The organism is Leisingera sp. MMG026, from assembly GCF_021654205.1.
Lineage (GTDB): Bacteria > Pseudomonadota > Alphaproteobacteria > Rhodobacterales > Rhodobacteraceae > Leisingera.
In genome coordinates this window covers 65,278-86,429 of sequence record NZ_JAKFZM010000003.1, presented here as the reverse complement: position 1 = coordinate 86,429, position 21,152 = coordinate 65,278, and the positions used below count along the sequence as shown (strand labels likewise).

The 21,152-nt window shown below is 63.6% G+C and carries 23 protein-coding genes and 1 tRNA gene; 14 read left to right on the top strand and 10 right to left on the bottom strand.

Features of this window, described 5'->3' with window-relative positions; genetic code table 11:
• Positions 1–305 precede the first annotated feature (305 nt).
• From L1069_RS02650 to L1069_RS02640, 3 genes are all read left to right on the top strand, one after another.
• Positions 306–911, top strand: coding sequence for a DUF6749 family protein (locus tag L1069_RS02650; protein WP_237454690.1), 606 nt, complete (start codon positions 306–308; stop codon positions 909–911).
• Positions 912–1,008: 97 nt separating this feature from the next.
• Positions 1,009–2,070, top strand: a complete 1,062-nt coding sequence (locus L1069_RS02645; protein WP_237454689.1) for a hypothetical protein — start codon at positions 1,009–1,011, stop codon at positions 2,068–2,070.
• Positions 2,070–2,987 (top strand): DMT family transporter, encoded by a 918-nt coding sequence (locus L1069_RS02640; protein ID WP_237454688.1) that lies wholly within the window; start codon positions 2,070–2,072, stop codon positions 2,985–2,987. The genes L1069_RS02645 and L1069_RS02640 overlap by 1 nt, the downstream gene beginning before the upstream one ends.
• A 135-nt stretch (positions 2,988–3,122) precedes the next feature.
• Here L1069_RS02640 and L1069_RS02635 read toward each other — a convergent pair whose 3' ends face one another.
• Positions 3,123–3,446: an iron-sulfur cluster assembly accessory protein gene (locus L1069_RS02635; RefSeq protein WP_134830090.1), complete on the bottom strand. Its 324-nt coding sequence runs from the start codon at positions 3,444–3,446 to the stop codon at positions 3,123–3,125.
• A 57-nt stretch (positions 3,447–3,503) separates the two neighbouring features.
• On the opposite strand from L1069_RS02635, the gene L1069_RS02630 reads away from it, so the two are divergent.
• The 10 genes from L1069_RS02630 to L1069_RS02585 all read left to right on the top strand — a co-directional run bounded on the left by L1069_RS02630 (position 3,504) and on the right by L1069_RS02585 (position 12,425).
• Positions 3,504–4,688: a deoxyguanosinetriphosphate triphosphohydrolase gene (locus tag L1069_RS02630; RefSeq protein ID WP_275423045.1), complete on the top strand. Its 1,185-nt coding sequence runs from the start codon at positions 3,504–3,506 to the stop codon at positions 4,686–4,688.
• 396 nt (positions 4,689–5,084) lie between these two features.
• Positions 5,085–5,477 carry a GFA family protein gene (locus L1069_RS02625; protein WP_237454687.1) on the top strand — a complete coding sequence of 131 codons (393 nt, stop codon included), beginning with the start codon at positions 5,085–5,087 and terminating at the stop codon, positions 5,475–5,477.
• A gap of 202 nt (positions 5,478–5,679) precedes the next feature.
• On the top strand, positions 5,680–5,979 hold the full coding sequence (locus tag L1069_RS02620; RefSeq protein ID WP_237454686.1) for a hypothetical protein: 300 nt from the start codon (positions 5,680–5,682) through the stop codon (positions 5,977–5,979).
• Complete coding sequence (locus L1069_RS02615; protein WP_129371217.1) at positions 5,976–6,314, top strand: YciI family protein; 339 nt, start codon at positions 5,976–5,978, stop codon at positions 6,312–6,314. The genes L1069_RS02620 and L1069_RS02615 overlap by 4 nt, the downstream gene beginning before the upstream one ends.
• A 166-nt stretch (positions 6,315–6,480) precedes the next feature.
• Complete coding sequence (gene argS, locus L1069_RS02610) at positions 6,481–8,226, top strand: arginine--tRNA ligase (RefSeq protein WP_237454685.1); 1,746 nt, start codon at positions 6,481–6,483, stop codon at positions 8,224–8,226.
• Positions 8,227–8,343: 117 nt separating this feature from the next.
• Positions 8,344–9,543, top strand: a complete 1,200-nt coding sequence (locus L1069_RS02605) for an SPOR domain-containing protein (protein ID WP_237454684.1) — start codon at positions 8,344–8,346, stop codon at positions 9,541–9,543.
• Positions 9,544–9,634: 91 nt separating this feature from the next.
• Positions 9,635–10,639: a beta-N-acetylhexosaminidase gene (nagZ, locus tag L1069_RS02600; protein ID WP_237454683.1), complete on the top strand. Its 1,005-nt coding sequence runs from the start codon at positions 9,635–9,637 to the stop codon at positions 10,637–10,639.
• Complete coding sequence (locus L1069_RS02595; protein WP_129371213.1) at positions 10,632–11,426, top strand: ScpA family protein; 795 nt, start codon at positions 10,632–10,634, stop codon at positions 11,424–11,426. Before nagZ ends, L1069_RS02595 begins: the two co-directional genes overlap by 8 nt.
• Positions 11,426–12,103, top strand: coding sequence for an SMC-Scp complex subunit ScpB (scpB, locus tag L1069_RS02590; protein ID WP_205877247.1), 678 nt, complete (start codon positions 11,426–11,428; stop codon positions 12,101–12,103). Before L1069_RS02595 ends, scpB begins: the two co-directional genes overlap by 1 nt.
• 133 nt (positions 12,104–12,236) lie before the next feature.
• Entirely contained in the window at positions 12,237–12,425 is a 189-nt protein-coding gene (locus L1069_RS02585) for a hypothetical protein (protein ID WP_129371212.1), read from the top strand.
• On the opposite strand, the gene L1069_RS02580 is transcribed toward L1069_RS02585, so the two are convergent.
• The gene (locus L1069_RS02580; protein ID WP_237454682.1) at positions 12,400–13,551 is read right to left on the bottom strand and encodes an MFS transporter; all 1,152 of its coding nucleotides are present in this window, start codon (positions 13,549–13,551) and stop codon (positions 12,400–12,402) included. The genes L1069_RS02585 and L1069_RS02580 overlap by 26 nt on opposite strands.
• Positions 13,552–13,621: 70 nt before the next feature.
• Here L1069_RS02580 and L1069_RS02575 point away from each other — a divergent pair, with 70 nt between their 5' ends.
• Positions 13,622–14,152 (top strand): Lrp/AsnC family transcriptional regulator, encoded by a 531-nt coding sequence (locus L1069_RS02575; RefSeq protein WP_129372915.1) that lies wholly within the window; start codon positions 13,622–13,624, stop codon positions 14,150–14,152.
• 38 nt (positions 14,153–14,190) lie between these two features.
• On the opposite strand, the gene L1069_RS02570 is transcribed toward L1069_RS02575, so the two are convergent.
• From L1069_RS02570 to L1069_RS02535, 8 genes are all read right to left on the bottom strand, one after another.
• Entirely contained in the window at positions 14,191–15,270 is a 1,080-nt protein-coding gene (locus L1069_RS02570; RefSeq protein WP_237454681.1) for a 2'-deoxycytidine 5'-triphosphate deaminase, read from the bottom strand.
• 125 nt (positions 15,271–15,395) lie between these two features.
• Positions 15,396–15,472 (bottom strand) — tRNA-Pro (locus L1069_RS02565).
• 154 nt (positions 15,473–15,626) lie between these two features.
• Positions 15,627–17,609: a MerR family transcriptional regulator gene (locus tag L1069_RS02560; protein ID WP_237454680.1), complete on the bottom strand. Its 1,983-nt coding sequence runs from the start codon at positions 17,607–17,609 to the stop codon at positions 15,627–15,629.
• 15 nt (positions 17,610–17,624) lie between these two features.
• Positions 17,625–17,927, bottom strand: coding sequence for an integration host factor subunit alpha (gene ihfA / locus L1069_RS02555; protein WP_024090431.1), 303 nt, complete (start codon positions 17,925–17,927; stop codon positions 17,625–17,627).
• A 101-nt stretch (positions 17,928–18,028) separates the two neighbouring features.
• On the bottom strand, positions 18,029–19,000 hold the full coding sequence (locus tag L1069_RS02550) for a beta-ketoacyl-ACP synthase III (protein WP_129371209.1): 972 nt from the start codon (positions 18,998–19,000) through the stop codon (positions 18,029–18,031).
• A gap of 17 nt (positions 19,001–19,017) precedes the next feature.
• Positions 19,018–20,130: a phosphate acyltransferase PlsX gene (gene plsX / locus L1069_RS02545; protein ID WP_237454679.1), complete on the bottom strand. Its 1,113-nt coding sequence runs from the start codon at positions 20,128–20,130 to the stop codon at positions 19,018–19,020.
• A gap of 36 nt (positions 20,131–20,166) precedes the next feature.
• Positions 20,167–20,373 (bottom strand): 50S ribosomal protein L32, encoded by a 207-nt coding sequence (gene rpmF, locus L1069_RS02540; RefSeq protein WP_008558107.1) that lies wholly within the window; start codon positions 20,371–20,373, stop codon positions 20,167–20,169.
• Between the two features lie 222 nt (positions 20,374–20,595).
• Positions 20,596–21,132: a DUF177 domain-containing protein gene (locus tag L1069_RS02535; RefSeq protein WP_129371207.1), complete on the bottom strand. Its 537-nt coding sequence runs from the start codon at positions 21,130–21,132 to the stop codon at positions 20,596–20,598.
• Positions 21,133–21,152: the final 20 nt, after the last annotated feature.

The following is a 21,152-nucleotide window of genomic DNA, read 5'->3' as shown; positions in this document are numbered from 1 at the left end:
GTCGCGGGGCAAGCCCGAAGCACGATTCGGGAATCACTTGCGGCACGGCGAATCATGGCTGTTTTGCACAGGTGAAAAGTATCCCTCAGGTTGAGTTTATTTATTTTGCAATAATATACGTGTGAATAACGCGGTGAATAAGCTGTGGATGAATTGAAATAATTGAAATTGCACAAAAAATAGCGAGTTGAAGTTAATGTAATCCGCACTAGAAAATACAATGTGAAATTGCATTTTCTATTTGCGCTGCGCGGTGTCCGTGCCAGCGTTGTGGAGCCTTTTGTCCTTAATGAATGGGGTTCCAAATGACTGCTCAGCACAAAATCCAGACCATCCATGCAGCCCGTCAAACCGCAGGCGCCAGCCTGTTCGAGGGCGGCGGGACAGAGATGTTCTCCTCTGGTTCAGCACCTGAATGTTCCGCGGAGCTGACTGCGGGTGAAGGTGTTTCGTTGTTTTCGTCCGGGTCCATGCCGCAGGCCGCGCAAAGCTGGGCTGGCGGGGAAACCGGGTTGTTCTCCAGCGGTTCAGCGCCTGCGGCCCGCAGCGAAACCGCAGCTGGCGACCTGGTAGAGATGTTCTCTTCCGGCTCCGCTCCTGTTGCTCAAAGCGATGCCGCCGCAGGTGATCTGGTGCAAATGTTTTCCTCAGGGTCAGCACCTGCGGATCAATCAGAGATTGCGTCCGGGGATTTGACAGAAATGTATTCTTCCGGTTCAGCCCCTGCGGCGGCACATGAAACCGCGGCAGGTGATCTGACAGAGATGTTCTCCTCCGGTTCAGCCCCGGCCGCCGCGGCCAGGACGGGCGCGGGCGAGGGGACGCATCTGTTCTCTTCCGGTTCTGCCCCCGCAACGGCGGCACGGACCAGCGCGGGGGATGCCACCCGGCTGTTCTCCTCGGGCAGCTGATCCGGGCAGGGCCGGTTTTGCTGCCGGTCCCTGACTTTTGGCGGCCCTGTATCCGGGGCCGCCGGTATCGCGCCGCATTTATCCGAACGAGGTTCCCATGGCCCAGATCATCCCGTTTTTCTCTCCTGCCGCCCGCCAGTCCCGGGCCTGTGCGCAAGAGACGCTGATTGCCGGTTTCGCAACGCACCGGCGCAGCCAGGAGGACGTGTTCTGGCTCAAAGAGAACGCCGAGCTGCTGAATATTCTGGAATGCACCGGGGCGGATGTTGCCGCTGATGCCCTGCAGCCCTTGCAGCAATTTTACGATGGTGCGGCGCGTCATATCAGTTTTTTCCGGCAGTATTACCGCTTTATCCTGTCGATCTGCCTGGACCTGGAGGATCTGGGTCTGCCGGGGCAGACCGGGGCGCAACTGGCAGACTGGGTGTCAAAGCAGGGGCTGGCGCAGGCCGAGCTGTCCGATTTGCAGCGCGCCGAGGCCCGGCGGCTGCTGGCGCGGCGCGGGATAGATCTGCGTGATGACGGGCTGGATGACCGGCTGCGCGGTTTCATCTCAAACCCTCAGACCTTTGCCATTCCCAACAAGAAAGCAGCTTACGAGCTGACCCATATCGTTTTCTATCTCTCTGAATACGGCCGCCGCGATCCGGACCTGCCGGTGGCGGCGATCACCAGTCTGGAATTTGCCGGTCTGGTGGCCTTTTTGGATCAGAATGCCGACCTGCTGGCAGAGATCTGCATCGCGCTGCGGTTTGCCGGCCAGCAGCCGCCTGCGGCCTGGGAGGCGTGGCTTGACCGGCAGGTTTCGGCCTATATGCTCGCTAAGGGAGAATTTTATGGACATCAGGATGCGTATCACGAGTATTTTGTGGTCAACTGGCTCATGCTGATGTCCGGGCGTCCTGCCTTTCGGCAGGCGGTCCCGATGGGAGGAATGCATGTGTCGGCGCAACAGGGAGGGAGCATTTTGAGGAGCCTGTCAGAAGCGGTTTTCGACGCCGGGATGGCGCGCAACAGCTGGAGCGCAGTGAAGGCGCGCGCCGAGGCTGCCCTGAGCGAGGAGGAGCACGGGCTGCTCACCGCGGCAGAGCGCAGCTGTGCAAGGTTCGCAGGATTTTTCGAAGGTTTCGCCCGGGCGGGCAGCGCGGGGGTTGCGTGATGGGCGGCACCCGCAATCAGGCCTTGGGCGGTGCGCTGCTGGTGGTGGCCTATACCGGGTTGATCGCCTCGGCCGACGGGATCACAAAATTGCTGGCGGGCCAGTATGCGGCGGCGCAGCTTTATGCGCTGTCCGGTGCGATGGTGGTGGGGTTCTGCCTGCTGGCGGACCGGCTGCCGGCGCAGCGCGGCGGCTTCCGCACCCGCTGCCCGCGGGCGATGGCTCTCAGGTCAGTGGCAACGCTGATCGCTGCGGTCTGTTTCTTCTATGCCTTCCGGCTGCTGCCTTTTGCCGAAGTGTTTGTCTTTATCGGCCTGATGCCGCTGCTGGCCGGCGCAATGTCCGGAGCAGTATTGAAAGAGCCAGTGCGCCCGGCGGCCTGGATTGCGCTGGCTGCGGGATTTTGCGGCGTGTTGTTCCTGCTGCCGCATGGCAACGCGGACGCCCATGCATCCTGGGGCCATTTCGTGGCCTTTGGTGCGGTGCTTTCCGGCACGTTTTCCATGACCATGGCACGGTTTATCGGCCGTTATGAAAGCAACGCGCTGGCGCAGGTGTTCTATCCCAACCTGACGCTGTGCGGCGCAATGCTGCTGGTGCTGCCGTTTGTGTGGGTGCCGATGCCGCTTGCTGATGTGGGGTGGGCTGCGGCCTATGCCTTCTTGTTGTTCGGCGCGCGCTGGCTGCTGGTGGTGGCGTTGCGGCTTATGGCTTCTTATGCGGTGACCCCGCTGATGAACCTGCAGTTCATCTGGATGGCGGTTATCGGTTCAGTCTTCTTTGGGGAGTTTCCGCCAGCCACCACCTATATCGGCGGTGCCATTGTGATTGCGTCCGGTCTGTATCTGGTCTGGGATCAGTTTGCCCCGGCCTTGCCAAGGCTGCGCGGCCAGGGACGGCTGCAGACCGATCCCTAGCGCCGGGTCGGGGTTGCGTCTGAGACGTTGCGCCCTGCAAACGGGCGAAGCGCCCGCCCCTTGAGATGAGGGCGGGCGCTGCCTTGCCTGGCGGCAAAGCGGGATCATGATGCGCGATGCCGGCTGGACGCCGGGTCACATCGAAAACGAGGTGCCGCAGCCGCAGCTGGAGGTGGCGTTGGGGTTCTCGATGGTGAAGCGGGCGCCGATCAGTTCCTCGGTGAAATCGATCACTGCGTTTTCCAGGAACGGCAGGGAGACCGTGTCGACGACGACCTTTTCGCCCTGGCCCTCAAGCACCAGATCTTCGGGTTTCGCCTCGTCCAGTGCGATCTCGTACTGAAAGCCCGAGCAGCCGCCGCCTTCGACCGCGACGCGCAGCGCCTGGCCCTGGTCCGCGGCGCCGATCTCGGCCAGCCGGGCAAAGGCGCGGTCAGTGACTTTCGGGGGCAGGTTCATCAGGTTTCTCCACAGCGTTAGTTGCAGCGCAAGGCTTTATATATGAAGGTGCAATTCATGCGGCAAGATTTGCTGGAGAAAAGATTTAAGATGCATGCGCCTTATGCCACGATGCCGGACCGCAGCCGCGGGCGGCAGGTGACCGAGGAGGAAAGTTCCTTCCGATCGCCCTATCAGCGTGACCGCGACCGGATCATCCACGCCAGTGCGTTCCGCAGGTTGAAACATAAGACCCAGGTGTTTGTCGAACATGAGGGCGACAATTACCGCACCCGCCTGACCCATTCGATTGAAGTGGGGCAGGTGGGCCGGACGATTGCCGGCGCCTTGGGGCTGAACCAGGAGCTGACCGAGGCGGTGGCGTTGGCGCATGACTTAGGCCACACGCCGTTCGGCCACACCGGCGAGGATGCGCTGCACGGGCTGATGGCACCCTATGGCGGGTTTGATCATAATGCCCAGGCGATCCGCATTGTGACCTGTCTGGAGCGCCATTACGCCGAATTCGACGGGTTGAATCTCACCTGGGAAACCCTTGAAGCGATTGCGAAACACAACGGTCCGGTGGTGGGGGAGCTGCCCTGGGCGCTGGCGGAATGCAACGCGGCGGTGGATCTGGAACTGCACACCCACGCAAGCGCCGAGGCGCAGGTGGCGGCGCTGGCGGATGACATTGCCTACAACAACCACGATCTGCACGATGCGCTGCGGGCCGGGCTGTTCAGCGACGATGATCTGGCCCGGCTGCCGCTGCTGGACAAGGCGTATGGCGCGGTGGACCGGCTGTATCCGGGACTGGACCCGAACCGCCGCCGGCACGAGGCACTGCGGCGTTTCTTCGGGGTCATGGTCGGTGATGTGATCGGCACTGCCCGGGTACTGCTGGCGGAGTCTGCTGTGCAGAGTGTCGAGGAGGTGCGGGAGCTGGATTATCCGCTGGTGCAGTTCTCGCCGGAAATTTGGGCCGGGCTGAAAGACATCCGCGCCTTCCTGTTCACCCGCATGTACCGCGCCCCTTCGGTGATGGAGAAACGCGCCAAGGTCGCCAAGGTGGTGGAGGCGCTGTTTCCCTACTTTCTGGACAATCCGCAGGACATGCCGGAGCGCTGGCACGCCGATATCGCAGCTGCACAAGGACGCACCGCGCTGGCGCGGATTGTGTCGGATTACATTGCCGGCATGACCGACCGTTTCGCCCTGCAGCAGCATGAGCGGCTGATCGGGGTGAAGGTTGAAGTCTGACGGCTTCGCCTTGTGTTCCTTGGGGTCTGTCTTGTTTGCGGCGGCCCTTTCCTGCGTGCAGTGAAACGGGCAGTGTAGAGATGGCGGCGCAGCCACGACAGGCGGAGGGAAGGGCCGGAACGCCAGCGCGCCACGTGTCCGGTCAATAGCTTCATCAATCAGACGACTCTGCACCTTTTGCGGAGGTGGTCTTGGGGGGCTGGCGTCCTGTGCGCACGGGTTGTCTGACCCGCGCCATGTACTGCAGCGGGAGTGACTTTCGCATAGCCATGTTAAGGCGGCGCAAGCCGGGCGTGCGGTGCGGATGGTCGCTGCGCAACGGGTGAGTGCGGCTTGTTTTTCAGAATGTGTTCACGTAATGTTCCTATCAAGTGGATAATAGGAAGGATTGCTGGAATGATTGAGGGAAGCTGTTGCTGCGGCGCGGTGAAGTTTGAGCTGCTGGCGCAGCCGTCGCTGATGGGTACCTGCCATTGCTCGCGCTGCCGCAAGGCGGGGGCCAGCACCATTGTGTTTGTGAAGAAGGAAGACCTGCGCTGGATTGCCGGCAAGGAGGAGGTGACGCTGTATCAGCCTGCGCCACCCTATAAATACGGCCGTTGCTTCTGCCGGATCTGCGGCAGCTCGCTGGGCGAGATCCTGTCGCAGGACGCCAGTTTTCCGATCGCCGCAAATGCACTGGACGGGGCGCTGGAGGTGACTAACAGTTTCCACGAGTTCGTGGGCGAGAAGCCGGGCTGGTATGCGATTTGCGACGGTGCGAAGCAGTCGGAGGGGCATCCGGCGTAGGTCCGGCCTGTGCCCGGCCTCCGCCTCGGGACGGCACATTCGCAACGGCCCGTGGCCGGGCGCGGACCTGCTGTTGTGTGTTCGGGGTGCGGAATGCTCTTAGCCGGGTTCCCGAATTGGCCGTAAGCCGTGCTATGATCTGGCCCTATGATGCCGCGGGGCGTTGGCGTTATCCGCGAAAGGAGCAGCAAGGGGGAAAGCCATGGCACGCTGGACCGTCACATTCACGGACAAGCCCGAAATGGACCGGGTGCGCGGCGACAAGAAGCGGCGCGAGGCGCATATCGCCTTTGTGCGGTCCAGGTCCGAGCTGCAGATCGGCGGCGCGCTGGCGATGCGGCCGATGCAGGATTTCCCAGGCGCGATCTGGAATGTGGAGGCGGAGACCCGTCAGGATGTGGAACGGCTGATCCTGCAGGATCCTTATTACGTGGCCTCTTTGCGCACCTACAAGATCACCGAATGGGGCACGGCCACGGCCATTCAGGGAATGCTGTCATGACCGCTCCCCGGGAAACCCGCAAGACCGCGCCGGCGCTGACCCGCTGGGCGGTGATGTTCCGTGATGCGCCGGCAATGATGGATGTGCGCGCCAGCCAATCCCGGCGCGATGCTCATGTGGCTTATGTCCGGGATCACCCGGAACTGCGGATCGGCGGCGGGCTGAAGCCGGACACCGATGGCGATTTCTGCGGTGCGCTGTGGATCGTCGAGGCCGAGGACCGTGTCGAGGTGGAGCATCTGATCCATGGTGATCCGTTTTATGTGCCTGCTTTCCGGTCCTATGAGATCTTCACCTGGGGCAAGATCCTGGAAGACCAGACCGCCACCCTGTGAGGCCGGCGCGGCGGATGGCGGCGCAATTTTCTTGAGCAAGAAAATTGGCCGGAAAATTTGAATTTTCCGGTGCGGTGCGCTTACCGGTCCCTGCAGCCCCTGCAATCCTGTTGACCCTGCCTTTGGCCCCCGGTATCCGCACTGTTGAACATATGGGACGCCAGATATGAACCTCTTTACCGATATCCGCTCGCTTGTGATTGACAGTCTGACCGCGATGACCGCGGACGGCGCGCTGCCCGAGGGGCTTGATTTTGCCAATGTCGCGGTGGAGCCGCCGCGCGATGCCGCCCATGGCGACATGGCAACCAATGCGGCGATGGTTCTGGCCAAGCCCGCCAGGATGAAGCAGCGCGACATCGCCGAGGCGCTGGCCGCCAGGCTGGCCGCGGATGTGCGGGTGACGTCGGCCGAGGTCGCAGGCCCCGGCTTTTTGAACCTGCGCCTTGCGCCCGGCATCTGGCAGAACGTTCTGAAATCGGTCCTGGACGCAGGCACGGATTTCGGCCGCTCTGGTCTGGGCGCGGGCAAGCGGGTGAACGTGGAATATGTCTCGGCCAACCCGACCGGCCCGCTGCACGTCGGCCATACCCGCGGCGCGGTGTTCGGCGATGCGCTGGCCTCGCTTTTGGCTTATGCCGGCTATGACGTCACCCGCGAATACTACATCAACGACGGCGGCGGCCAGGTCGATGTGCTGGCGCGGTCTGTCTACCTGCGCTACCTGGAAGCGCACGGGCAGGAAGTGGCCTTTGCCGACGGCACCTATCCGGGTGATTACCTGAAGCCGGTGGGGCAGGCGCTGAAGGACAAGGTGGGTGATGCTTATGTCGCCAAGGGCGAGGACGTCTGGCTGGCGGACGTGCGGGAGTTCTCCACCGAGGCGATGATGGTGCTGATCCGCGAGGACCTGGCCCAGCTTGGCATCGAAATGGATGTGTTCTATTCGGAAAAATCCCTCTATGGCACCGGCAAGATCGAGGCGGCGCTGGAGGCGCTGCAATCCAAGGGGCTGATCTATCAAGGCGTGCTGGAGCCGCCCAAGGGCAAAAAGCCCGATGATTGGGAGCCGCGCGAGCAGACCCTGTTCAAATCCACCGACCATGGCGACGACGTTGACCGGGCGGTGAAGAAATCGGATGGCGCCTGGACCTATTTCGCACCGGACATTGCTTATCACTATGACAAGGTCGAGCGCGGCTTTGACGAGCTGATCGACATTTTCGGCGCTGACCACGGCGGCTATGTCAAACGGATGAAGGCGGCCGTGTCGGCGCTGTCGGATGGCCGGGTGCCGCTGGATATCAAGCTGTGCCAGCTGGTGAAGCTGTTCAAGGACGGTCAGGAATTCAAGATGTCCAAGCGGGCAGGGACCTTTGTCACCCTGCGCGATGTGGTGGATGCGGTGGGCGCAGACGTGACCCGGTTCATGCTGCTGACCCGCAAGAACGATCAGGGTTTCGACTTTGACCTCGATAAGGCGCTGGAGCAGTCCAAGGACAACCCGGTGTTCTATGTGCAATACGCCAACGCGCGGATCTGCTCGACCCTGCGCAAGGCGGCGGAACAGAATATCGCTGCCGATGATGCGACCCTGAACGCTGCGGATCTGAGTCTGATCGCCGACCCGGCGCAGCTGGCAGTGGTCAAGAAGCTGGCCGAATGGCCGCGCCAGGTGGAAATCGCCGCCCGCAGCAATGAACCGCACCGGGTGGCCTTCTATCTCTATGATCTCGCGTCTGAGTTGCACGGGCTGTATCATCTGGGCAAATCGAACGAAGGTTTACGATTTGTTAAGGAGAGCAGCCAATCGGCAACACATGCGAATTTGGCGCTGGCCCGGGCCGTTTCCGTTGTCATTTCCGCAGGTCTTGGTATTCTTGGCGTGAAACCGGCAGAAGAGATGCGATAACCAATGGGGCGCCAGCCCCTGCGGGCATAAGTCGCGCAGTCCGCCGGACTGAGGCAGTTCAAGAGACCCAGCGGCAGCGCAGCCCATGCGCTGCCAAACCGGGCAGTGAGGCGGAAAATGGCGTATTTTGCGCAGGCGGGCCAAGGCCGCGCCTATGCACAAGGCAGCGGTCACGAACAGGACACTGCCTCGGAAAACACATACACACAGCAATATTCCGGCCAGCAGTATTCCGGCCAGAACTCCGGGGGCCAGCACTATTCCGGGCCAGGAGCCGAGCCGAATTACGGCTATGAAGACTCCGCCTATGGCTATCAGCCCGAAGGGCAGGGCCATGGTCCCCAGGACTATGCCGTTTTTGCTGCTCCTGCCGGGCTGCGGGCGCGATTCTCGAAATCGCTGAGCATTCTGGGAGCAGTTGCGTCGATTGCGCTGGTCGCCGGGGTGGGCTTTTGGGGCTACAAGCTGGTGATGCGGGATGTCAGCGGCGTACCAGTGGTGCGCGCAGCCGAAGGACCGATGCGCGAACAGCCTGTGCTGCCGGGCGGCTCTCAGGCGGATCACCAGGGGCTGGCTGTCAACGCGGTTGCCGCCAGCGGCAGCGCTGAAGCCCCTGCCGACCGGCTGACCCTGGCGCCTGCCGCCATTGAGCTGACCGAAGATGACAAACCGCTGCCCGAGCTGGCCGCCGAGGCCGCGCCGGCGGCTGAACTGCCTGCGGCCCCGGTTGAACCCGGCGTTCCCGCAGTGCCCGGCGTCAGCGAGGAGGCTGTTGCCTCGTTCCAGAACGGCGATATCGACGCGCTGGTTGCCGAATTGGCGCGTGAGGCCGAGCCGCTTTCCGCCGCAGTGCCCGCATCGGCGCAGGCCCCTGCCATCGTGCAGCCGGAACCGCTGCAGCCGGCGCTTGCCGCCGCAGTCCCGTCGCCTGCAATTCTGAATGCTCCGGGTGTCAAGGTCTCGCTGCGGCCATCGGCCCGGCCCGCACGGTTCAGCCCGGCTCCGGCCGCAGCCGCACCGGCAGCACGTGCCGGGACCGTTGATGTGGACCCGGCAACCCTTGCGGCAGGCACACGGCTGGCGCAGCTTGGCGCCTATGAAAGCCCGGAGGTGGCGCGCGCCGAATGGGACCGTATCCATGCCCGTTTCGCGGACTATCTTGAAGGCAAGCAGCGGGTGATTCAACGCGCCGAAAGCGGCGGGCGCACGTTTTACCGGCTGCGGGCGATGGGCTTTGCGGGCCTGTCGGACGCCCGCCGGTTCTGCTCGGCGCTGGTGGCTGGCAATGCCGATTGCATTCCGGTAACCACACGGTAACGCAGCGCCCGGCCCGCCCCAAGGCCGGGCGCTTTGCACCCACCCCGGGCCGGGCGCTGCCCTCCCGCTTTTCATGGGCGATAGGGATCTTATGACCTACGGAGCCACCATCCTTGACGCCGAGGGCCTGCGGCTGACTGCCGATGAAAAGGCGTTCTTCCGCGATGCCGATCCGTTTGGATTCATCCTTTTTGCCCGCAATCTGGAAGATGTCGAACAGATCCAGGCGCTGTGCGGTGACTTCCGCGAGGCGGTGGGCCGCGATGCCCCGATCACCATCGACCAGGAGGGCGGCCGGGTGCAGCGGCTGCGCAAACCGCTGGCACGCAATTGGCTGCCGCCGCTGGAGCATGTGCAGCTGGCGGGCGAGGACGCCGTGCGGGCAATGTACCTGCGCTATAGGTTGATTGCCCATGAGCTGTATACGCTGGGCATCGATAGCAACTGTGCGCCGATCGCCGATGTCGCCTGCATGGAAACCCATGAATTTTTGAAGAACCGCTGCTATGGCACCAGCGCCGCAACGGTTGTCCGGATTGCCCGTGCCGTGGCCACCGCGCATCTTGATGGCGGCGTGCTGCCGGTGCTGAAGCATATTCCCGGCCATGGCCGCGCCGCTGCTGACAGCCATCTGGATCTGCCGCATGTGGCGAACCACCCTGACGTGCTGGAGCAAAGCGACTTTGCCGCGTTCCAGGCACTGAACGACCTGCCGCTGGGGATGACCGCGCATCTGGTCTATGACGCCTATGACGACCGCCCCGCCACAACGTCACCGGTGATGATGCGTCTGATCCGCGAACGCATCGGGTTTGACGGGCTGGTTATGACCGACGACATCTCGATGAAGGCTCTGCAGGGCTCGCTGGCGGACAATGCCCGCGCCTCGATCGCGGCAGGCTGCGATGTTGTGCTTTTGTGCAATGCCTCGCTGGAGGAACGGGTCGCGGTGGCTGAGGCCGCAGGGGCGATGACAGCGGCGGCGCAGACCCGCGCAGAACGCGCTTTGGCGGCCCGCCGCCCGCCTGCTGCCCTTGACATTCTGAGCGCTGAAAGAGAACTTGCCGCCCTCATGGGCGGGCAGGTTTATGGCTGAGCAGACACTTTTTTCAGACACGGACACGACGGTAGAGGAGCGGCTGGCAGCCGAGGCCCTGATCGTGGATGTGGACGGGTTCGAAGGCCCGCTTGACCTGCTTTTGACCCTGTCGCGCACCCAGAAAGTGGACCTGCGCAAGATCTCGGTGCTGGAGCTGGCCAAACAGTACCTGACCTTTGTCAACAAGGCCAAGGAGCTGCGGATCGAGCTGGCCGCGGATTACCTGGTGATGGCGGCCTGGCTGGCGTTCCTGAAATCCCGCCTGCTGCTGCCCCCCGACCCGGCGGAAGACGGCCCCTCGGGCGAGGAACTGGCGGCACACCTGGCGTTCCAGCTGGAACGCCTGCAGGCGATGCGCGATGCTTCGGCCCGGCTGCTGGCCCGCGACCGGCTGGGGCGCGACTTCTTTGCCCGCGGCGAAGAAGAGAGCGTCGCCCGGATCAAGACCGTTACCTATACTGCCAACCTGCTGGATCTGATGCAGGCCTATGCCCGGATCCGCACCAAGGAGGATTTCCGCCCCTTTGTGATGGACCGGGAGTCGGTCTTTACGATGGAAGAAGCGCTGGAGCGGATGCGCCAGCTGCTGGGTTTTACCGGCGGCTGGACCGATCTGATCAGCTATCTGCCGGACGGCTGGCACAGCGATCCGGTCAAGCGCCGCTCGGCCACTGCCTCCACCTTTGCTGCGTCTTTGCAGCTGGTGAAGGAAGGCAGGCTTGAGCTGCGTCAGAGTGAGATATTTGCGCCGATCCAGCTGCGCAGCCTGAACGAGGATACATGATGGAAGACCAGCTTATGGACAGCCACGGCGCTCCCGTCCGCGAAGAGAGCGACACGCTTTTTGATGCGCCGCCGATGGCGGAGCAGGAGCGGATGGTCGAGGCTGTGCTGTTTGCCAGCCCTGAGCCTGTCACCCTGCGCGATCTGGAAGGCCGTATGCCGCATGGCTGCAACCCGCGCGAGGCGGTGGAGCATCTGCGCAAACGCTATGAGGGGCGCGGCGTGCGGGTGGTGCGTCTGGGCGATGCCTGGGCGATCCGCACAGCACCCGATCTGGGCTTTCTGATGCAGAAGGAAACCACCGAGCTGCGCAAGCTGAGCCGCGCCGCGATTGAGACTTTGGCGATTGTCGCCTATCACCAGCCGGTCACCCGCACCGAGATCGAAGAGATCCGCGGCGTGTCGGTGTCGCGCGGTACCATTGACCAGCTGATGGAGATGGACTGGATCCGCCTGGGCCGCCGCCGGATGACGCCGGGCCGCCCGGTGACCTTTGTGGTGACGCCGGTCTTTTTGGATCACTTCGGCCTGGAAAGTGCCCGCGACCTGCCGGGATTGAAAGAGCTGCGCGCCGCGGGCCTGCTGGAGAACCGGCCGCCGCCGGGGGCCTTTGCGATGGGCCAGGGGGGCGACGACGACGAGGAACCGGAAGAACAGGCGGAACTGTTCGAAGAGTGACGCCTGAGGGCGCGGTTTACGCAATCGTGTCTGCCGGTGTCTTGTCCCGGCGGTGTTTAGCGGTGTTCTGCGCCCCGGAATTGTCTTAATTTGCCTTTAAGATCGCGGGCAGTCAGGAAGCGGGGCCAAGGCCATGACATTGAATTCGATCATCAACATGGTGCTGCGGCGGCTGGTCAGCCGCGCAGTCAATGCGGGCGTTAATGCCGGCATCAGCGCGGTAGCCAAACGCGGCAAGGGTCAGCCGCGCAGCGCACCGCCCGCGCAGCAGGCGGGCAGTTCGCGCATTCCGCCGGTCAAGCCGGGGCGCCGCCAGGGCTGACCCGCTTGCGTCTCAGGCCCATGGCCTCAAGCGCAGCGCAGGCTGACAGCAGGGCGGAGACGGCTAAGCAGCCCGCCAGTCCCCAGCCGGCATAGGCCGCAGCGCCGCAAAAGGGGGCTGCGAAGACGCACAGGTAGGTCACGGTGCTGAACAGCCCCATGATGGCGCCGCGCTGCTGCGGGTCCAGCTGTGTCACCCGCGCCACCACCAGGTTCAGCGCCAGGTGCTGGCAGATCCCCCACAGCACTGCGAGGCCCAGCAGCAGCATGTATTGGTCCGCCCGGACCATCATCAGCAAATAGCTGGCAGTGACGCCCAGAAACACCGGCGGCGTCGCCCGCGCCAGGCCCAGCCGGTCCAGCAGCGGATCCAGCAGCACCGCCAGGCCAAAGCCGATGCCGTAGAACAGCGGCAGCAGGCCCGCCTGGGTGGTGCTGTGCCCCAATGCTTGGGTGATATGGGCACCAGTGAAGAAATAGCTGCTGTAAAAGCCCAGCATCAGCAGCGCAGTGGCCAGCAACCCGCGCATGATGCCCGGCACCCGCAGCGCAGTCAGCGGCGAGGTTGCCTGGCCGCTGGGGCTGCCTGCCCCGTGCAGGGCGCGCGCCGCGCCCCACAGCACAAGCGCCACGCCAGACAGGGCGCCATAGACCGCCCGCCAGCCTGCCAGATCGGTGGCCCAGGCGCTGACGCTGACGCCCAGCACCATCGACACCGTCCAACCCGCCAGCACATAGCCCAGCACCTGCGCCTCGCGCCCTTCGGGGGCGATCACCATCGCCAGCGTATAGATCGAGGGCAGGGCGGCGCCCGCTGCCAGCCCGCACACCGCCTGCGCCGCCATCAGCCACCAGACATCCGGTGCTGCGGCACTGGCTGCCAGTCCAGCTGCCAGCAGCATGAGGGCTGCGCGCAGCAGCCGCCCGGCGCCGATCCGGTCTGCCAATGGCGCCAGCAGCAGCGCCGCCGCGGCCACCCCGAGGCCATAGGCGCTGGCGGCCCGCATCACCTCTGTTGTGGAGGCGTCCAGGGTTTCACTGACAGCCGTCACCACAGGCGACAGCAGCAGGGAGTTTGCACCAATCACGCCAATTGCGCTCATCAGGATCAGAATCGGGGTTCGCATGGGATTACCTTGAAAATGTTCAGGTAACTTTGCTATGTGCTGAATGACGTTCTGTGAAGGGCAGCTGGATATGGCAACGGAAATAACAGATGGGGTTCGGAAGAATACGGGGCCGGGCCGGGTTCTGGATGCTTTGGACCGAAGAATATTAGGTGCGCTGAGCGTCGATGCGACGCTGTCTTATGCTGCCATCGGCCAGGAGGTCGGTCTGTCGGCGCCCGCGGTGCATGAGCGGGTCAAGCGGCTGCGTGCCTCTGGTGCCATCGAGTCGACCGTTGCGCGGCTGGACGGCGCTGCAGTGGGCAAGCCGCTGCTGGCCTTTATCCATGTGGACACCGAGGGCTGGGGCGTGACCACGGATCTTTTGGCGCTGCAAGAGATGCCGGAGCTGGAGGAGGTGCACAGCTCTGCCGGGGATACCAACCTGATTCTCAAGGTGCGGGTTGCCTCCCCCAAAGCGCTGGAGGGGCTGCTGGCGCGGATTTACGAGGTCGGCTGTGTGCGTGCCACCCGCACCTATACGGTGCTGTCGACGCATCTGGACCGGCCGGTGCAGGCGGGCACGACGAAGGAACTGGCGAACGGCGGGCCAGTGAAGTGAACGCCCGGCTTCTGGGCCGGGTGCTGCCCTATTTGCTATCAGGCAGGCGTCTTGAAGTGCTTTGACAGTTTCAGCCCTTGGCCTTGATAATTAGATGCAATCCCGGCGCCGTAAAGCTGCTCGGGCACCTCTGCCATCTTCTCATAGACGAGACGCCCGACCACCTGGCCGTGCTCCAGCACAAAAGGCGCCTCGTGGCAGCGCACCTCCAGCACCCCGCGCGAACCGGTACCGCCGGCCGCGTCATGGCCAAAGCCAGGGTCGAAGAAGCCCGCGTAATGCACCCGGAATTCACCGACCATGGCCAGATAGGGCGCCATCTCGGCGGCAAAGGCGGGCGGGATATGCACTGCCTCGCGGCTGACCAGAATGTAAAAGGCACCGGGGTCCAGAATGATGCGGCCGTCCTTGGTGTGCACTTCCTCCCAGTACTCCTGCGGGTCGTATTCGCCGATCCGGTCCAGGTCGATGACGCCGGTATGCGGCTTGGCGCGGTAGCCGACCAGATCACTGCCGGGCAGTTTCAGATCAACTGAAAAGCCCAGGCCATCCTCGATCACCGCGTCACCGTCAACCAGCGGCGAGCCTGCGTGCAGCATTTTCAGCTCAGCATCGCTGAGGACTGCCTGGCCGGTGCGGAACCGGATCTGATTGAGCCGCATGCCGGGCCGCACCAGCACCGAAAAGGACCGGGGGCAGATCTCGGCATAAAGCGGGCCGGTGTAGCCGGGTTTGATGCGGTCGAATTCCTCGCCGCCATCGGTGATGGTGCGGGTCAGAAGATCCAGCCGCCCGGTGGAGCTTTTGGCATTGGCCACCGCAGAGACATCCTTTGGCAGCGCCAGGCTTTCCATCAAGGGCACCACATAGACGCAGCCTTTTTCCAGCACTGCGCCGCCCTCAAGGCTGATCCGGTGCATCTCGAACTCGGTCAGGCGGTCGGAAACGCTGCGGCCCTGGCCGGTCAGAAACGAGGCGCGCACCCGGTAAGCCACGTTGCCCAGGCGCAGGTCGAGGCTGGCGGGCTGCACCTGGCCTTCGACCAGCGGGGTGCTGACGGCGATTTCGCCGTGATCCAGCATCTTTTCAATGGTTTGGCTGGGCAATACGCCTGTCATGTCCTGTCCCCCTCGGTGCCGGCTTTGCGGCGATGCTGGCCGAATTGGCCGCGCTGCGCAATCGGCAAAGCCCTGCGCTGGATACGAAAACGCCCGGGTGCGTGAACACCCGGGCGTTTTTCATATGGTCGGGCTAGCAGGACTCGAACCTGCGACCTTCCGTCCCCCAGACGGACGCGCTACCAGGCTGCGCCATAGCCCGTTGAGGAGCCTTCTAACCGTTTTGGCGGCAGGGGCAAGAGGGGGCGGCAATATTTTTCTCGCCGCCGCAAAGAAAGTCAGCAGAGGAAAGCGGGAGCAAAGCAGGCCAGCTGCGGCAGCCGCGTCCTGGGGCCAGCGACGGGCTGGACTCCGGTTCAGTGGCTGCTTGCGTTAAGGCCCCGCAGTTCCTCCGCGCAGGCGGCAATTTCACCCAATACATGCGGCGGCAAGCTGCGGATGGCGGCGAGATGCGCCAGAACACCCGGCTGCGGCACCGGCGGCTGGGCTGGAGGCTGGACTGGCGCGCCGGGCGCCGTGGTTTCCGTTGCAGCCTCTTGCGGTGCCGGCGTTTCCGTTTCAGCCGGGCCGTCCTGGGGCGCTTCGGCTGCAGGGTCGAAGCCGGAGGAGAATTCCAGTGCATCCACTTGCCGGGCGGCCTCGTCCAGATCATGCGGCGGGAAAGACATCGCGGGATCCGCTTCTGAAGCAGGCGCGGAGGCTGCCTCGGGCGGGGCCAAGCCGAAGTCCAGCGGCTCTTCCGGCTGCAGGCCTGCGGCGGCCACCAGCGTGTCCCCGGCCGGCTCCGGATCCGCTGGCGGAGCGTCCGCTGCGAAAACTTCTGGTTCTTCTGCGGGCGCCGGTGTCTGGCTGGAAACGGGATCTTCTGCCGGGACCGGCTGTTCTGCCGGCGCGGACCCGGCCGCCGATTCGGACCCGGCTTCGGGCGCTTGTTCTGCAACCGGCTCTGCGGCTTGTTCCGGTTCCGCTGCTGCGGCTGGTTTGTCCAGCGGTGCGGCGGAGGGATCAAAGGCAGGCTCTGCTATTGGCGCTGGCGCGGTGTCCGATTCTTCCGGGACTGCGGGCTGTTCCGGAACGGGTTCCGGATTCGCAGCCGCATCGGTTTCCCAAACAAATTCTTGCGGCTCTTCGATTGCCGCTTCGGGGGGCAGACCCGGCACTGCGGCTGGGATATCCGTGGCGGCGGGCTGCGCCTCCTCGGCCTTTGGCGCTGCGGTGCCCGGATCAAGTGCCGCGGCGTCGCTTGCAGGCGGTGCCGCCTCCGGCTCTGCACTCGGCTGCTCCAGAGGCATGTCCGGGGCCTTGGTTTCCGGTTGGTCCCCGGCCGGGCCGGAGGCAGCTGGGAGGTCAGCGGGATCCGCACCGGCTTGCGGCGGCTCCGCTGCGGCAGGATCTTCTGCAAGGCTGTCCATCACAGGCGCAGCCGGCTCCGCTTTGGCGTCAGGGGTGGAAATCTCAACCGCTGCAGCAGGCGCGGGGTCTTCCATCGCCGGCGTGGTGGCGGGGCGGTCCTGTAAGGGTGCTTCCGGTGCCGGGGCGGCGGCGGCGGGCTGATCGACTGAGGGCCCTGCGCTGTACGCATCGGCTGAAACATCCTTAGCAGCCTCAGCGGCGGGCAGATCCAGCGATGCAGCAGAGTCAGGCGCATCAGTATCGGGCAAAGCGGCAGGGGCTTCGGGTTCCGGCGCGCTGGCAAGGGGCAGGTCTGCGGGGGCTTCTGCCACAGGGAGGGCGCCGGGGCCGGGCTTTGGGTGTTCTGAGCCGGCCTCTGCACCGTTGTCAGCGGCGGGCGGCTCCGGGTCCGTCTGATTTTGCAGCTCGGAGGCGGAACCGGGGCCGGATTCGGGGCCGGTTTCGGGGGCAGATGCCGGGCCGCTGTCCGGCAGTGCGCCGGTTTCAGCTGTGGCTGCTTCAGCTGCCGGCGCGGGCGGGAAGCCGACCACATTGCTGCCTGGATCTGGATCCTGCGCGGCTGCGTCAAGGCTCAGCTCCAGCGAGCTTTGCCAATCATCGCCAAGCTTATCGGCCGGCGGCACGGCTTCGGGGCGCTCTGCGGCTGAGCCGTCAAGCGAATGGGAAAAGCCGGACACATGCGCCGCGCCATGCTCGCGCAGCAACGCCTGCACCTCCTTGATCGGCAGCCCGTCGTCATGCAGCAGTTTCTTGATGCCGCCCAGAAGCAGCATATCCGCAGGCCGGTAATAGCGCCGCCCGCCGGCGCGCTTTACAGGTTTGAGCTGGGTGAACTTGCTCTCCCAGAAGCGCAGGACATGGGCCTGCACGCCCAGCCATTCCGCAACTTCGCTAATGGTGCGGAACGCGTCCGGTGATTTCGACATGGCCTATTGGTCCCGTTATTTACGGTTGCCGTCTGCCACGCGGTCTTTCATCAGGTGGGAGGGCCGGAAGGTCAGCACGCGGCGCGGCTGAATCGGCACTTCTTCGCCGGTTTTCGGGTTGCGCCCGACCCTGGCTGATTTGTCCCGCACGCTGAATGTGCCGAACGAGGAAATCTTCACCTGTTCACCGCGCACCAGGGCATCCGACATGTATTGCAGCATGCTTTCCACCAGCTGCGCGCTTTCATTGCGCGACAGGCCGACTTCCCGGAAAACTGCTTCACTCAAATCCATTCGTGTAAGTGTTTTTTCGCCCATACCATTCCCCGTTGTTTGCCAAAGCATAGGGCGCGGGGAATTTCCCTGTCAATATCAATGAATTGCGCGGGGTGTTTCGGGCGGAAATTAAGACTGCAGGGTTACCAGCGCACCACAACAGCACCCCAGGCGAGGCCGCCGCCGATGGCTTCGGTCACAATCAGATCGCCTTCTTTGATCTGGCCGCGCTCTTTGCCGACGGACAGGGCCAGCGGAATGGAGGCGGCAGAGGTGTTGCCGTGATCCTGCACGGTTACCACCACGTTGTCCATGCTGAGCCCCATTTTCTTGGCGGTGCCCTGGATGATGCGGATATTGGCTTGATGCGGCACGATCCAATCCACATCCGCGGCCGCCAGCCCGGCCTTGTCCAGCGCGGTGTTCGCGGTAGAGGCGAGTTTCTCCACCGCGTGGCGGAACACCTGGTTGCCCTGCATCCGCAGATGGCCGGTCGACTGGGTGGAGACTCCGCCGTCCACATACAAGAGATCTTTATAGCGCCCGTCCGAGTTGAGGTCGGTCGACAGGATGCCGCGGTCCCTGTTGGTGCCGGGCTGCTCCTGGCCTTCCAGCAGCAGCGCGCCGGCGCCGTCGCCGAACAGCACGCAGGTGCCGCGGTCGGTCCAGTCCATGATCCGGCTGAAGGTCTCGGCGCCGATCACCAGCACCCGCTCTGCCTGGCCCGAGGCGATCAGCGCGTTGGCATTGCTGAGGGCATAGACAAAGCCGGCGCAGACCGCCTGCACGTCAAAGGCAAAGCCTTTTGTCATGCCCAGCTTGGACTGCACCATAGTGGCGGCGGAAGGAAAGGTGAGGTCGGCGGTGGAGGTTGCTACGATGATGGCGTCCACATCTTCGGCCGTCAGCCCGGCATCGGCCAAAGCGCGTTCCGCTGCCTTGGCGGCCATATCCGATGTGGTCTCACCCTCGGCGGCGAAATGGCGGCGTTCGATGCCAGACCGGCTGCGGATCCATTCGTCCGTGGTATCCAGCGTGGCTTCGAATTCCGCGTTTTCAACCACCCGTTCGGGGAGATAGTGTCCTGTGCCAACAACTACCGCGCGTCGCGTCATTCGATTGCCTGCCTATTTTAATCTTTTTCGGTGGCCGCCCGCATCTCGCGGGGGGCAGTATCATCTTGGGTATGCGCACCGGCAGATGCAACCCGTGCCGCCAGCTTTTCGGCGAATCCATGCTCTGCCAGGCGGAACGCCAGCTTGACCGCAGCGGAAACCCCCATGGCATCGGCGCCGCCGTGGGATTTGACCACAGTGCCATTGAGCCCCAGGAACACGCCGCCGTTGACCCGGCGCGGATCCATCCGTTTGGACAGTCTTTTCAAAGAGGTCATCGCCAGAAGGGCGGCAATCTTGGACAAAAACGAAAATTCAAAGGCTTCCCGCAAGGCGGTGCGCATTACCCGCGCGGTGCCTTCGCCGGTCTTGATCGCCACATTGCCGGTAAAGCCGTCGGTGACGATCACATCTGCGGTATCACCGGGAATATCGCTGCCTTCGACAAAGCCGGTGAATTCATAATTGGACTGTGCGGCGTTCTCCGCAATCAGCGCGTGGGCCTCTTTCAGCACGGCGCTGCCCTTGTGCTCTTCGGTGCCCACGTTCAGCAAGCCGACCCGCGGGCAGGCAATGTCCATGGAATTGCGCACGTATGAGGTGCCCATCAGCGCGTATTGCAGCAGGTCCTCGGCATCCGCCTTCACGTCGGCGCCGACATCCAGCATCACGTTGAAGCCCTGCGGGTTCAGCGACGGCCACAGGATGGCAATGGCAGGCCGGTTAACCCCCGGCAGCTTGCGCAGGCGCAGCATCGAAAGCGCCATCAGCGCGCCGGTGTTGCCGCAGGATACAGCGCCGCCCGCTTCGCCGTTCTTGACCGCATCCAGGGCCGACCACATCGAAGTGCCCTTGCCGTTGCGCATCACCTGGGAGGGTTTGTCCTCCATGGTGACAACGTCGCGGACGTCGCGAATCTCAACCCGGCCTTCAAGGATGCGTTTTTTGGCGACCAGCGGTTTCAGCTGTTCGGCGGGGCCGTGCAGGATGAACCCGATATCGGGATTCTTATCCGCCGACATGGCAATGCCGGCCACCACAACAGCGGGGCCGGCGTCTCCGCCCATGGCGTCAACAGAAATGGTGATGCGGCCGGCTTTTGCCTGATTTTGATCGGGTTTACCCGTCATGCGAAAGCCTGCCTGGCATCAAATCCTGTCCGTGGCTTATGCCGCGTCTTCGTCGATCTCGATCTCGTCAGCCGCTGCGACGATTTCTTTGTCGTCGTAATGGCCGCAGGAGGGGCATACGTGGTGCGGGCGCTTCAGCTCGCCGCAGTTGCCGCATTCGTTCGGGTTTGCAGCAACCAGTGCATCGTGCGCGCGGCGGTTGTTGCGGCGCGATTTGGATACTTTATTCTGTTGGACGGCCATGTCTCAACCTTTGTCTTTTGGGCCTTGGGGCCATCCCCGCGGCGCGATTGCGTTCTGTTCGATCAGTCTGACGTGCGTTTAGGCGCCTGCCCAAGCATTGTCCAACCAAAAATTCCGATGAGCGCGCGAAAATACTGCGAATCTCCGGCGGCGCAAGGTGTTTTTTAGGGCAGCTTTGCCGCCGGTTCCAGATGCAATTTCCGCAAGCGCGGAAATTCCGGCTTAATCCTCATCTTTCAAAAGCCCGCGCAGCGCGCCAAGACCGGCAAAGGGGCGGGCATCCTCGTCGCGCATCGGCGCCGTGCCGGGCTTGGTATAGACCGCTTCGCCCAGCTCAGCGCCGTCTTTGCGCGGGTAGACGGGGATATGCAGCGCCAGCGCCTCGGCCATCACGGCGCCCGGATCAATATGGCTGCCAAGCGCCTCGGTGCTGTCATCCTCGGGCATTTCCGCCTCGGCTTCGTCCGGAATCTCCATACGGGACAGGTAGGTGAGGCGGATGTTCTCCTCAATCCGTGTGGTCACCGGCTCCAGTGTCACCACACAGTCCTGCACCACAGTGGCGCCCAAGGATCCGGTCAGCTGCCAGTCGCGTTTGCCGCGCGCCTTGATCTCGCCTTTAAAGCGGGTTTTGCGCAGGGCGGTCACGCCCAGCTCGGCTGCCAATGCGGCCAGATCTGCTTTATCCGGGACAATTTCAAAGGCGGTCGGGGTGTTTTGCGGCAGATCCGCCACCCGCAGTGCGGTGCTGTCAGACATAATCGGGGACTTTCGTTTCT